The organism is Nocardia sp. NPDC004260 (assembly GCF_053603155.1).
Genome location: NZ_JBSGEZ010000114.1, coordinates 1 through 13,421, shown reverse-complemented (window position 1 = coordinate 13,421; position 13,421 = coordinate 1). Strand labels below are relative to the sequence as shown.

Genomic DNA, 13,421 nt, shown 5'->3' with positions numbered 1-13,421 from the left:
TGTCGGCCTTCCCCGTGACTTGTGGCTCCCGGATGGAACGGGAGCCCTCGAGCCTTCCGACCTGAGCTTCACACCCCGCCGTTACCAGCGACGCACGTCAGGCCCGGGGACAGATCCACGAACACTGATCCGTAACTACACCTTCGGCATCCGCCGACCTCCTTCAGTGAAGCTCACTCAACTCGTGCGACCTCGTGTCGCACCCCGACCTCGGACTACTACGAGCTCTCCGCCCCCTCCTGTCGACATCGGCCGACGACGGACCTGCCCACCCACTCGTAACCGGATGTCACGGGCGGGACGAGACCGACAGAAGGGTTCCCACGTTCGCTGTCGACCGTTCGACGGGATCGGCATCCAGCTATGCCCCTGCACCATCGCCATGACTACGCCGCAGGCCTTCACCATGGCCTCCCGGCCGACGACATTCTCCGACCCAGGAGTTCCCCGTCCGGCTGATGCCAGAGGGTGCGCGGTGCGACCCAGCCCGCATCCGCCAGGTTCGGGGCTGGTGGGTGCGCTTGAGGGGCGTTCAGACACTGGTTCCTCTCGTATACCTGTCCGTCTTGCTTGCCGAGCTCGCACCATCTGGCAGTGCTGGTACGACTCGTCGTTGTCAGGGCCGCTGTCCACCCTCACCCCCGTCCCCGGGTTCGGGCTGCCCTCAGCTTCAGCCGGGCCGCTGCGACGACCCGACGGTGGTGTCCTTTCATCACCACACGGTCGAACAGCGCCTCGTGGCGCACCATGTCGGCCACCCACAGCCGGTTCGGTGCTCTCGGCGCGAACCGGCGTTGCACCAGATCCGCCGGTCGCGGGGCGGCCGGATCGGCGATCGTGGTGCGTTTGACACGGCCACGGACCGCGCCACGCAACCCGAGCTGCCGCATCAGCCGCTCCACCGTGCAGCGGCCCACGCTGATGCCTTCACGATTGAGTTGCAGCCACACCTTCCGGGCGCCGTAAGCGCTGAAGTTCTCCCAGTGAACCCGCGTGATTTCCACCTTCAAATCCTCATCACGCCGCCATCGTTTACAAGACACCGGCTGGCGCTGTTCGTAATACGTTGATGGGGCGATCTTGACGCCGAGCTCGGTGAGCGCGGCGCAGATCGACTCGACACCCCATCGCAGGCCACCATCGACCCGGTGGCCCTGATGCTCGCTGATATACCTGACGATCAGCGCTGCGGCCGGTCCAGTTCGGCGATGCTCCTATGTCAAGCCGCCCGCAGCGCAACCAGTTTCGTTGATTCGGTGGGCGGTGTCACGGCTGCTTGTTCGTCGGCGAGCAGGGCACGGTAGACGACGTCGGACAAGCGCCGACGCAACGCCGCATCGCTTCGGTGCGGGTCTTGCCGCTGGATTTGAGCTTGTCGACGTAGGTCTTGCCGGGCCCGAAGCCGCGGGTCTGGGTGAGCGCGATCATATGCAAGGCGCAGTTGATCCACCGGTTACCGCCGCGGTTGAGTCGCACCTTGCCTGAGGTGGCACCCGACCACACCGGAATGGGTGCGGTCCCGGTGAACCGCGCATACGCGCCCTTGGAGCGAAAGCGTCGCGCTCCAGCGGTCTCGCCGACGATCACCGCGGCCGAGAGGACCCCGCAGCCGGGGACTGCGAGCAGAGTCGGCGCCAGCACCCGGACTCGATCCCGGAGCTGACGTTCGAGATCGTTGATCTGTTCGGTCAGCGCACGGCACTGCGCGGTCATATCGCGAGCGATCCGCGCGACCAGGCCGTCGAAAGCGGTCAATCGCTCGGTGAGGTCGTCGATCACGCAGTAGCGGCGCAGTCCGCGGGCGGGAAGTTCCAGGCTGGGGTCGAGTTCGTGCAGGTGCCAACGCAATCGGTTGATCAGCTCGGTTCGCTGGACAACCAAGGTATGGCGATAGTCCGACAAGAGTTTCACCTCCCGCGCCGGGCCGTCGAGACGCGCGGTCGGCAGGTCGGGTTCGCGCAGGGCAGCATGAGCCACCGCCAGGGCATCGATCGGATCGGATTTGCCCTTCTCCCGGCTACTGCGCCTGGCGGCAGCCATGAGATGGGTCGGCACCCTCACCACCTGGAACGCTGCGGCCAGCAGGTCCCGTTCCAGTCGGCGTGTGACGTGTCGGCAGTCCTCCACCGCGAAGCGGGCAGCCGGCCACTGGGCAGCCCACTCGACCGCCTTCAAATGATCCTCGCTGGTCGTTCCGATCGTCTTCTCGGCCAACCGGCGGCCCACGGGATCGACGGCGACCAGGGTATGGGTGCGTTTGTGGGCGTCAACACCGATCACAACATGGTTCAACGGTTTTCGGTCCTCTCACGCGCAAACGGGATAAATGCGACCAGGTGAGGACGGGCACGCGTCAATCGGGCGTTTGCGGCGCGCTCCTATCAGGCCACGCACCTCGCCGGTCGGGCCCGGCGAGGTCGCACATCGTGACAAGCCACCAGCATTCACAGCTGGGGCAGCGAAGAAAAGAGCGAACCCCGCCAGGCACTCATGATCTTGACATTGACGCGAAGAATGCCGACGCAGACTTCAGAATCGCGTTGGCGCGCTTCAGTTCTGCGTTCTCCCGCTGAAGCCGCTTCAACTCCGCGGCCTCTTCACTGGTCACCCCAGCCCGCGCGCCGACATCGACCTGCTCCTGGCGAACCCACTTCCGGACCGTCTCGGCCGTCCCGACACCCAGCAACTCGGCGACCGCCCCGATCGCCGCCCACTCCGACTCGTACTGGCCACGGACCTCCGCGACCATCCGCACCGCCCGCTCACGCAACTCCAGCGGGTACTTCCAAGACCACGGAGTTAACAAGAAGGGCCTGATGTCAAGGTGTTTCGGGGATTTCCGGTGGGTCGGGTTGTATCCATTCCGGAGCGAGTGTGTAAGCGCCTTGGGCGTGGTGGTGCAGGATGCCTTCGCGAGTCCAGCGGAGGAGATCGGTGCGTAGGCTGTGGGTGTTGGGTTCAGGCAGGCCGATGCCTCGGGCGATTTCGCTAGGGCGCCAGGTCCGATGCGGTTCGGTGCGCATGAGCTGGAGTGTTTTGTCTCGGCGGCCGGTGGGGGCCTGTTGCTGGCTGTGAGTCACGGTGATGGTGACCTGCGCAACCGTGCCGATACCGGTGATCATGGCTTGGCTCGGTGGTGCGGCGTAGCGGGAGATGGGGCATTTCACCCGGCGTGGGGCGATGCGTGGCCGTCGTGGCGGCAGCAGATTGTCCAGCACGGCCTGTCGAATCCGGCCGGTCTGGATGTTGTCGGGGATGGCTGCGGCATTGATCAGCTGGTCTTTGGCCGTTTCCAGGGCGACGGTGAAGCTGGCGCGGTCGGGATCGGTGCCCGGTCGCGACTCGACGGCGTCGGCCATCGCGCGGCGCAAGAGCTGGTAGACGGTCAGCTGAGCCCACAGTTCCTGCGCGAGACCGATGGGGTGCTGGGAACGCAGTACCAGGCCGCGTTGCAGGGTGTGACGCAGGGCGTAGAAGGCTGATTCGATCTCCCAGCGCTCGTGGTAGAGGGCGGTGAGCTCGGTCGCGGGGTGGCGACGATGGTCGGTGAGGGTAGTGGCCAGCAGATACCGCTCGCCCACACGCAGTCCTTTCACCGTGGTCGCGCTCACGTGCGCGTCGATGATCCGCAACCTGACCCCGGCGATCCGGGTCAGGTAGGTCCCGTCTGGCAAGTGCGCCCACCGTGCCGGACTCCTGCGCCCTCGCAGACGCACAAGTATATGCGCGCCGGTCCCGGCGATCTTGGACAGGAACTCGTCGGAGTCGAACCCACGGTCGTTGAGCAGCAACATCTTCGCGTCCAGCAGCGGCAACAGGTGCTCAGCGTGAACGTGCTCGGCCACGTCGACAAGCCCGAACACCGCGCCGAGCAGGGCCCGGGTCCCGGTCTCGCACAATGCCACGATCTTCAGCATCGGATAGCCCTCGGACCCGTAACGGTGTTTGAGCTTGCCCAGCCAGGCAGACACCGAGGGCAGGTCCGGAGCCTTGTACGAGGAACACCCGTCGAATGCGACGGTGCGCCAGCCGCGATAGCACACCCCGGGCGTGCCCGGCTGCGCCACCGGTCCGGCCACGGTCTCGAACAGCATCCGCAGCGGCGCCTCGCCGAGCCGACGCCGCAGCTCGCGCAGCGCCTTCTCCGACGGGCGGCGCAACCCGAGGTGAAACATCCCGGCGGTGAGCTTGTCCCAGACCCGCAGGTAACCCAGCATCGGAAACAGCGCCAAGGCCAACACGAAATACACCCCCACTCGCGAGGGCAGCAACCGCAGTCGTGACTGCACCGCTCCCGCGCGTTCCAAGATGTCATCGACCAGCTCGACTGGGACGTGGCTGGTCAGCTCACCAAGATGGCCTGGAGCCAGCAGATGATCAACGCTGGCGATGGACCCGGCACGCGGCCGGGTGGAATGCTGAACGGGCAACGGGACTCCATATGGGCGAGAAGACCTTGGTCGGCTTCTCTGCTACCAGGAGTCCCGTTGCCACGACCAGAAATCCCCGAAACCCCTTGACATCAGGCCCTTCTTGTTAACTCCGTGGTCTTGGGGTACTTCTTCGAACTCACGGACTTCATCCTTCCTCAACAGATGAAGTCTCCGGACATGCCGGGAGGATTCAAATCGTGGGCCGACGTGCGGCTGTTTACTGACATTTTTCGTGACGAGAAGCTACTGACATTTCAGTGACGAGGCGCATGTTTGTCACCGTTCACTCAATTCCCCCGGTACCCCCCCCGGGGCTTCACGTAATCGGACAGGTGGTGCGTCCTAGATGATCATGTTGGTCGTGTAGACGACCCGCCGGATCTCCAGCGGGAACTGCAGAAACGTGATGAAGTGCTCCCAGGAACCGCGTCAGGTCTTGACGATCATCGGATACCGATCGCCCAGATCGTCACCAAGGCCCACTAGTTCGGGATAGGCCACTGTAGCTGTCCTACGGTTGTGATCAGCTTGTCCAGAAAGGCTGCAACGGGCGCCGGCAGTGGTGAACGGCCGTAGGTGGCGGCCAGTACGCGCCTGCCAGCGTGAGGGATTCGGGTTATCGATGTCTCGCTGTGGTGATGCGCGCTCAGTGCGAGACCAGGTAGCGTCGTGACGCCGAGGCCGGCGGCGACGAGTGCTTGTGCCGCGACGTAGTCGTCGGTTTCGAAGGTGATGTTCGGCGTGAACCCCGCACCGGCGCACATGGCAACGAGATGTGCTCGGCAGCGTTCGCAGCCCGCGATCCACCGGGCATCGGCATAGGTGGCGAGATCCTCGCTTCGTCCGCGTCCGTCGTTTCGCTGAGTGACTATGTAGAGCGGCTCTGTGAAAAGCCGGTGCACACTCACACCTACTGGATCGGTCTCGTCGTGCGCGAAGATCAGCGCAACATCTACGCCGCCGCCACGCAAGGTCGTGAGCGCCGCGGGTGGTTCTGCCTCGATCAGGACCGAGTCCAGGTCGGGGTGGTCACGGGACAACGCCGCCATCGCGTGCGGCACAAGTGTTGCCAGCACTGATGGAAATGCCGCCAGGCGGACCCGGCCCGCACGCAATCCGGCATGGGCGGCCAACTCGGCTTGGGCCGAGTCGATTCGGCCGAGGATCTCCTCAGCGCGCAACACCAGCAGCTCACCCGCGTCGGTGAGCCGGATTCCACGCCCGGCTCGCTCAAACAGCGCCACTCCCACTTCGGTTTCCAGCTTGGCCAGATGATGACTGACCGAGGGCTGTGCATAGTGCAGCGCTTCCGCGGCGGCGGTAACAGATTTTTCGCGCGCCACCGCCAGCAGCACTCGCAGGCGAGTCGTGTCCACGTAGGAATCATAGATGATTTCGATGAAAGTCTAGAGAGCATCCATTGGACTCATCTATCTAGGGTTGCGTTAATGGAGGCATGTCAACTATGCCCGACATCCTGCGCGCCCGAAACTTGCTGGCGGGGAAGCTGCCACCGACTCCGGCCTGGTCCTACCCGATACTCGACCAGGTGGCAGGCACCCACGTGCTGGTGAAGCACGAAAATGTCCAGCCCACTGGCGCCTTCAAGGTGCGCGGCGGGCTGAACCTGCTGGCGAACATGTCCCCGCAGGACCGTGCACGCGGCGTGCTCGGCTACTCGACCGGAAATCATGCCCAGTCACTGGCGTATGCGGCACGGGAATTCGGCGTCCCGTGCGTCGTCGTCATGCCTTCTCGACCGAATCCGGTGAAGGCCGCGGCCGTGCGAGCGCTCGGTGCTGAACTCGTCGAGCATGGTAGCGAATTGGAACAGGCGCGTACACATGCCGAGGAACTGTCGGCCGAGCGAGGAATGTGCCTGGTATCGGCGGCCGACGAACCTGCGATCATTGCCGGGGTGGCGACCGCCTATGTGGAACTGTTTCTGGCCGCGCCCGATCTGGACGTGTTAGTGGTCCCGGTCGGCAGTGGCACCGGCGCTGCCGGTGCCTGCCTGGTCGCGGCCGCTTTCTCGCCGACTTGCGAGGTCATAGGGGTGCAATCGGCGGCCTCGCCAGCAGGACACGACTCCTGGCGTGTCGGCCAACTCGTCCAGCGCCCCAACACGACTCGCGTGGATGGACTTGCCACCGGTAGCGGATTCGCGCTGCCGCAACGCATACTGGCCGACCACCTGACGGATTTCGTACTTGTCACCGACGACAAGATCGCGCAGGCCCAAGGTATCTTGCGCACTTGTGCCCACACTCTTGCCGAGGGCGCGGGCTCAGCCGCGTTGGCTGCGGTTCTCGCCGACCGAGAGCGCTTCATCGGGCGTCGGGTGGCTGTTGTCTGCACGGGCGGTAACGCAACAGCCGCCGGAGTGTGAAGCCGCACGTCACGAGCTTGATTGAGCCCGTAATGTATCCATGAGCTGCCGATCGGATTCAGGATCGCAACGTCTCGAGTGCCAGGTTTGCGGCGCAACTTTCTGTTTCTCGCTACAGAAGACAGAACCTCGTCTTCAGGAGTCTTCGCCGATGCCTCATCAGTCAAAGGTGAAGCCGCACGCCGCTATCTGTCGAATTGAGTGGCGAAACTTTAGGTCTGCGAGCCGCGACGACAAGAAATTCCGCCGAGAACTTCCCTTCCTTGTGTGCCGTGTTTGGGTTTCGGCGATTTGGCAGATGACGCAAGTTTATTCGAATGTCTCGAATGCCTTCGAGACCTTTTAAGGAGACAAGTGTGACGACTTCGAAACCCGATCGTCGGAACTCTATATTCCGCACAAAATCCGTGGAACAATCTATCCGAGAAACAGATGAGCCGGGCTCAGGATTGCGCAAGGATCTGACCGCCTGGGATCTCACAACATTCGGAGTCGCTGTTGTCATCGGCGCTGGCATCTTCACTTTAACCGCACGGACTGCGGGGAAGGTTGCGGGGCCGTCGGTTTCGCTCGCATTCGTTCTAGCTGCGATCGCGTGCGCGTTGACCGCGCTCTGCTACGCCGAGTTCGCCTCGACCGTACCCGTCGCAGGCAGCGCATACACGTTCGCCTACGCCACTTTTGGCGAACTCATCGCCTGGATCATCGGTTGGGATTTGATCTTGGAGTTCGCGCTCGCGACTTCTACTGTGGCAAAGGGCTGGTCACAGTATCTAGGCGAAGTGATGAACTCTCGATCGCCGGTTGTACACCTCGGCTCGATCACCTTCGACTGGGGCGCCGTGTTGATTATCGCGGCCCTGGCGGCGCTGCTCGCGGTTGGGACGAAGATTTCTTCGCGTGTCTCGCAAGTGGCAGTCGTCATCAAACTGTGCGTGGTCGCGCTGGTGCTCGTGGTCGGCGCCACCTACTTCGACTCTTCGAATCTGAAACCTTACATTCCGCCTTCGCAGCCGCAGGGGGAAGGGCAGGGGTTACATCAGTCGCTGTTCTCCTTCGTCACCGGAGCAGGCAACAGTACATTCGGCTGGTATGGGCTACTCGCCGCGGCCAGCCTGGTGTTCTTTGCGTTCATCGGATTCGATGTGGTCGCGACCACAGCTGAGGAAACGAAAGACCCGCAAAAGGCTTTGCCTCGTGGAATCCTCGCCTCGCTGTTGATCGTAACGGCGCTCTATGTCGCAGTATCTATCGTCCTCACAGGAATGGTCCCGTATACGGCCCTTTCTGGCGGAAATGCGACACTCGCTACCGCTTTCGCCATACACGATGAGATGTGGGTGAAGAACATCATCTCCGTCGGCGCACTCGCAGGCTTGACTACCGTCGTTATGGTGATGTTTCTCGGCCAGACTCGAGTGTTGTTCGCCATGTGCCGTGACGGACTATTGCCGCGCAAACTAGCGCGTATCGGAAAGCGCGGCACTCCCGTCCGGCTCACCGTCATCGTGGGCATCATCTGTGCGGCTCTTGCGGGTTTCATAGACTTCGGAACCCTCGAAGAGATGGTCAATATCGGCACCTTGTTTGCCTTTGTGCTTGTCGCGATCGGGGTGCTCGTTCTGCGTCACACCCGCCCGGACCTGCCGCGCGGGTTCCGGGTGCCCTTCGTCCCCCTCATTCCTATACTCGCTGTTCTGGCGTGCGCATGGCTGATGCTCAATCTCTCGGTCGAGACCTGGCTCCGTTTCGTCGTCTGGATGGCACTGGGCATAATCGTCTACATCGCCTACGGACGCCGCCATTCCGCACTCCGCGTAACCGCCAGAGAGGATCCTGCTTCCACTCCCTCGGACTGAACCGCCTGTAAATGTTGGAATAGCCAACTGAGATCGATAGCACTGCTCGAAGTCTTCCATCTCGACACCCTCCCCAAAACCCAATGCCGTTACGACCCGCGACATGCTGTCACAACACAGCGAGTGCCGGGAATCGATCGACATAAACATCGACAACACCCACCACATCGCCATCCGCGCAGGCCGTCCTGGCTAACCAACAGTCGTTGAGTTCCTGATCCCTCCGACTTCTTTCACGTCGCCCGTTTTGGCCTGGATCTGGGCCATCCTGTGCGTCCTCAGCGTCGAATCCTCCACTGAAGCGAAGTCGGCCCGGTCGATCAGATTGCGATTCGGCCGAGCTTCCCTCGGGGCGGGTGAAGGTAAGGAGGCGTGGGTTGGCTCTGGCGGCCGTGCGTGATCTGCGTGAGTTCCGGTCTCCGGCGACGGAGGATGAACTCGCGGACTTCGAGACCGATGTGCTTGCGAGACCGAGTTCGCCGACCTCATCGACGGGCCTCTCGCGCACATACTCTCCGGACGGTTCGGCGCGAAGTCCGCCGGGGTGCTGTGCGCGGCGATCGCGCACGATCTGCTGCGCGTCGCGGGCGTTACTCGCCAGCCCGATCCTGGACAACGATTGGCCCGCTGGCGTAGCGATCTTGCTTCAGCGGGCCACAACAACGGTGCTGGAGCACGTTAGCGTTAGCCGGCCAGGCTTGCGATCAACCATGCCAGCGAGGTGCGTCCTCAGAGACGGAACGGAGCAGACGGCGGGAACACGACCGGCAACGCTTCCAGTGCTCGGTGGAATGGGCCTGGGCGCCATACAAGAGCCTTCTTGGCAACCGCTAACCTCAGCTCGGGGAGGGTGTCGAGGAGTTGATCGATGACCTCCTGCGCGAGCAGAAGTCCGTACGGCCGGGCGTGGGCAGGGCAGGCGTGCGGGCCGGTGCTGAACGCGAGGTTCCATCCGTTGTCGAGGAATTCCCCGGTGTTCATCGCTGGATCGGTATTGCAGGCAGCCATACTGATGATGACCGGCTGATTCGCTGGCAGCCATACGTCCTCGATCAGAATCGGCTGGCGAGGATAGGTGATGCAGTAGTTCGCCATCGGCGGGTCGGTGGCCAGCCTCTCGTGCAGCGCGGTCCTGGTCGACATGTGCAGGCTGTCGCCGAAGCGGGCGTCGGTGAGCATCAACAGCAGGGTGTTGGCGATCAGGTTCAAGGGGGGTTCGACACCGGCCGCGAACAGCAGGACCAGTTGATGGACCATCTCCTCGTCGTTCAGCCCGGCGGGATGCTGCACCAGTCTCGTGACGACGTCGTCATCGGGGTAGACGCGTTTGAGCGCGGTGAGGTCGAGCAGCGCTTGACCCATGATCGCGTTCACTGTTTCGGTATCCACACCGTCGAACATCGCGGCGCTGGCTTGCGCGACCCGCGCACCGATGTCGGGTGGGCAGCCGAGGACCTGGCAGAAGACCGAGAAGACCAGCGGTTGGACGTACTGGCTCAACAGTTCGGCGTTCCCGGCCTCGCAGAAGGTGTTGATGATCGGGATGGCGGATCCCTCGACCATGGCTCGCAGGGAGTTCAGGTCGATTCCGTCCAGGGCGTCGGTCAATGCGGCGCGGTAGCGTGCGTGCTCTGCACCGCTGGTGCGAATAGCGTTGGGGCGGGCTTCGATCATCGGCATGATCGGGATGTCGGCGGGTGCGGTCTTCTGCCACACGCTCGGATCGGCCGGGAAGCGGTCGTCGTCGTTGAGGATCCGCACGGCGGTGCGATAACCGATGACCAGGGTTGCGGGGACTCCTGGCCACATCTCGACCGGCACCAGTGGTCCGTAGTCTCTGCGCATCAGGCGGTAGTATGCGTGTGGATCCGTCGCGAATTCTGGACTGTGGATCGGGATTCGAGGACCGATGTTTTCGATCGGCGACATCGGGTCGGTCGCGGTAGCACCCAGATGGGTGTGCTGCGGATACACGTAGTCTCCTTGGTTTCGGTTGCGGCAGCATACTACCCAAGGTGAAGGCCACTGGCTGCCTAATGTTGTTGCCTGCCAACATGGTTCGCTCGATCGAGCCCTCATACCGGCGGCGCGTGCCCCCGGGGTTGAGGCCCACAGCAGAGGCCCTACGAGTTCCGCTACGGCACAGGCTCGGGCGCCCTGCCGTGCGCCCGAGCCTGGACTTTGCCGTGGAGTGTCAGTGATCGTGTCGGTCACGCAAGCGGGAGTCCCACGCGGTGGGTAGATCGTCGGAAAGTACCGGTGCGCCGAGGACCTCGTCATCAAAGCCGAACGCGTCCAGCAGTGCGGGCAGGTGGTCGGCGAGGTTGTCGATCGCCTGGGGAAGCAGCCCTGCGCGGCCTTGCTGTTTCACGGTCTTGACGGCCGCGATGTCGAGTAGACCACGGGTGAGGTACCACGAATCATGCTGGTTGATCTGGTCCAGTGCGAAGACGTCGCGTACGGCGGCGATCTCGGGGTGGAGTTCGGCGAGTTCGTCGAGTAACTGCAGGGCTTGTTCGGCGCAGTAGGCCTCGGCGAGTTCGAGTGCATCCGGGATGACATCCAGACGCGCTTTTAGAGCTGGGTCGCTCAGCAGTGGTTGCGCATCTTGCGCGATCGTCAGCGTGCGCGCGCGGAGCAACCGCGCGCGGTCTGTGGGGTCGGCGGGATCGTGCAGCGTCGGTTCCGGTGGCGGTGTGCGGCCGAGCTCTTTGGCCAAGACGCGCCCGCCTACGCTGCCCAGCACTTTGGTGTCGCCCTCGCCGGTGATGGCGGCGTGGCAGATGCCGATGTAGTCGGCGACCCGGTTGTCGCTGAACATTCCTTGCGCAGCCATTTTCAGGCGGCAGTCGGTGACCGTGGTCAAGGCATGCTCTTGGATGAAGTACTTGGCGGCCATGACCGCCACGACGGTGCCGCGCTTGGTGAGATCGGCGCCTGCGAGGAAAGTCTTGACCGCGTTCCCGTAGATGGTCCGGGCGACGGTACCGGCCAGTTCGGTGAGCAGGGTATCTCGCACGTGCGGGATGTCGACCATGAGTGGTTTGGCCTCTGACGTCAACGGCACTCGCCGTTTGGAGGCGTAGCGAAGCGCGATGTAGAGCGAGGCGCGAGCGGTGGCATTGAGACATGACGACAGAGCCAGGCGGCCGACGGTCAGTTGGCTGATCGCCGAGGCGAATGCCCGCTTCCGGCTGTTGTCGTCGGACCAGGTCAGCACCCCGTTGCGGTCGATGGTCGCCAGGTCGTTGCTCAGCCAGGCACTGCGCTCGACCCGGAGGCCATCGAAGCTGATCACCGCATTGTCCATGACGACCAGCTGCTGGCGACCGAGCTGGGTAATCGTCACGCCGGGAGCCGGGTCGCCGTGGTCGTCGCGCAGCCTCGCAGCGAACAGGTGCACGCCCTGATCAACGCCCTCCGCATCGATGAGCCGCGCACCGATGACGCAGACCCGGGGAACCGAGATCCCTAGACTGGGCATGAATTTCCGCGCCAGCGGTTCCGGCGTGTTGAGTACGAATGCCTCGCCATCCCAGGTGGCGGTGGTCTGCATGAAGCCGATGTTGGAGCCACACCCGTACTCGGTCAGCAGCATGACCCCGACGCTGGTGCCGTCGTCCAGGTCTTTGAGGTACTCCTTGGCGGAGTCGGGGTCGGTCAAGGTGGCCAGGCTGCCCGAGGACAGATTGTAGTGTCCGGAGATCAGTGGGATCAGGTCCGGCGTGAGTACTGCGGTCTGGTCGAACACCGCGAACAATTTCGGTAGATCCGTTGCGGCATCGCGGGCGCCGATCTCCTTGACCAAGTCTTCCAGCTGGTCATAGGCGTTCTGCCGCCGCTGCACCTGGCTCATGTCCTCGGTGACGCGGAACTCCGGCTTGGTCAGGATCTTCTGCAGCTGCTGGTGGAATTGCGGATCGCCGTGCCGGAGAATCTCCGTCAGCGAGGTGCGTTCCCTCGACCCATGTGTACCCATAACCGCCTCCTACTCACTTCCGATCCCAACGGCTACTCATCGACCGCTGGGCATACCCGAGGCCATCGCGTGAACTACAACGCACCGGAACCAGCGCTCATCACACGGCCACGCAGACGCAACCGGGCCCGGAACAAGGGAGTGCGACGATCACCTCTCAAAAGCCCACGGCACCACACCTTCACATGAGGTTTCGCTCCGCGACCCAGCCAACAAAACCTCGCGGACCACGCCGAGCCCGGCCCCCGGGCATCGCAAGAACACCGAGGAAGGTGTGCGAGGCCGCGGGCGCCCGATCCGGGACGCCCGCGGGAAGGGCCATCTTCGCATCGGCTGGGCAGCAGCGCGTGCGCGCTGGCCAACCCAGGAAACGGTCGCGTCGACCTGCGACATCACCGTGGCGGCAGAGTTGCCGTTAACCGACCGATGCACGAAATGCATTGTGCCACAACTGGAGATGCGGCTCCTGGCCAGCTGTGGCAAGGCTTGGTCGATGTCGTGTCGATGACCTGTGGGACTGCCGACCCCGGATGACCCGGCAGTACCCGCATCGATTGGAGTGCAACCTGCTTGTCATCGACACCTGCTGCCGGTTCGTCAGCAGCGGTATCGCGTTCTGCTGTGGGACGGCGAGGGGAACGCTCTCATCGCCACCCCCGGCGGCCGGCTCGACATCGCCTCCCACCGGCAGGGATTCGTTCGCCTGGAGGGGCGTTCATCGCGAGCGGCCGAATGAGACCACACTTCTCAGGGCCGTCGCT

General features: G+C 63.5%; 6 protein-coding genes and 3 pseudogenes. 2 read left to right on the top strand and 7 right to left on the bottom strand.

Features of this window, described 5'->3' with window-relative positions; genetic code table 11:
- Positions 1-746 precede the first annotated feature (746 nt).
- The 5 genes and pseudogenes from ACWEO7_RS35625 to ACWEO7_RS35605 all read right to left on the bottom strand — a co-directional run.
- Positions 747-1,205 (bottom strand): annotated as a pseudogene (locus tag ACWEO7_RS35625) (IS3 family transposase); the annotation flags it as partial.
- A 14-nt stretch (positions 1,206-1,219) separates the two neighbouring features.
- Positions 1,220-2,292 (bottom strand): annotated as a pseudogene (locus ACWEO7_RS35620) (IS110 family transposase).
- 202 nt (positions 2,293-2,494) lie between these two features.
- Positions 2,495-2,749, bottom strand: a pseudogene (locus tag ACWEO7_RS35615) (IS3-like element IS987 family transposase); the annotation flags it as partial.
- A 70-nt stretch (positions 2,750-2,819) separates the two neighbouring features.
- The gene (locus ACWEO7_RS35610) at positions 2,820-4,430 is read right to left on the bottom strand and encodes an IS4 family transposase (protein ID WP_452429809.1); all 1,611 of its coding nucleotides are present in this window, start codon (positions 4,428-4,430) and stop codon (positions 2,820-2,822) included.
- Between the two features lie 485 nt (positions 4,431-4,915).
- Positions 4,916-5,809 carry a LysR family transcriptional regulator gene (locus tag ACWEO7_RS35605; RefSeq protein ID WP_452429807.1) on the bottom strand — a complete coding sequence of 298 codons (894 nt, stop codon included), beginning with the start codon at positions 5,807-5,809 and terminating at the stop codon, positions 4,916-4,918.
- Positions 5,810-5,898: 89 nt separating this feature from the next.
- Between ACWEO7_RS35605 and ACWEO7_RS35600 the strand changes: the two genes are divergently transcribed.
- Both ACWEO7_RS35600 and ACWEO7_RS35595 read left to right on the top strand, forming a co-directional pair.
- Entirely contained in the window at positions 5,899-6,822 is a 924-nt protein-coding gene (locus ACWEO7_RS35600; protein WP_452429804.1) for a threonine ammonia-lyase, read from the top strand.
- 356 nt (positions 6,823-7,178) lie between these two features.
- Positions 7,179-8,681 (top strand): amino acid permease, encoded by a 1,503-nt coding sequence (locus ACWEO7_RS35595; RefSeq protein WP_452429802.1) that lies wholly within the window; start codon positions 7,179-7,181, stop codon positions 8,679-8,681.
- Positions 8,682-9,410: 729 nt separating this feature from the next.
- Here ACWEO7_RS35595 and ACWEO7_RS35590 read toward each other — a convergent pair.
- Both ACWEO7_RS35590 and ACWEO7_RS35585 read right to left on the bottom strand, forming a co-directional pair.
- Positions 9,411-10,610: a cytochrome P450 gene (locus tag ACWEO7_RS35590; RefSeq protein WP_452429811.1), complete on the bottom strand. Its 1,200-nt coding sequence runs from the start codon at positions 10,608-10,610 to the stop codon at positions 9,411-9,413.
- Between the two features lie 265 nt (positions 10,611-10,875).
- Positions 10,876-12,660, bottom strand: coding sequence for an acyl-CoA dehydrogenase family protein (locus ACWEO7_RS35585; RefSeq protein WP_452429800.1), 1,785 nt, complete (start codon positions 12,658-12,660; stop codon positions 10,876-10,878).
- Positions 12,661-13,421 lie beyond the last annotated feature (761 nt).

Bases quoted from the DNA above. Each gene is read 5' to 3' on its own strand.
- ACWEO7_RS35600 (WP_452429804.1), top strand. From the start codon at position 5,899: ATGCCCGACATCCTGCGCGCCCGAAACTTGCTGGCGGGGAAGCTGCCA.
- ACWEO7_RS35590 (WP_452429811.1), bottom strand. From the start codon at position 10,610: ATGTCGCCGATCGAAAACATCGGTCCTCGAATCCCGATCCACAGTCCA.
- ACWEO7_RS35585 (WP_452429800.1), bottom strand. From the start codon at position 12,660: ATGGGTACACATGGGTCGAGGGAACGCACCTCGCTGACGGAGATTCTC.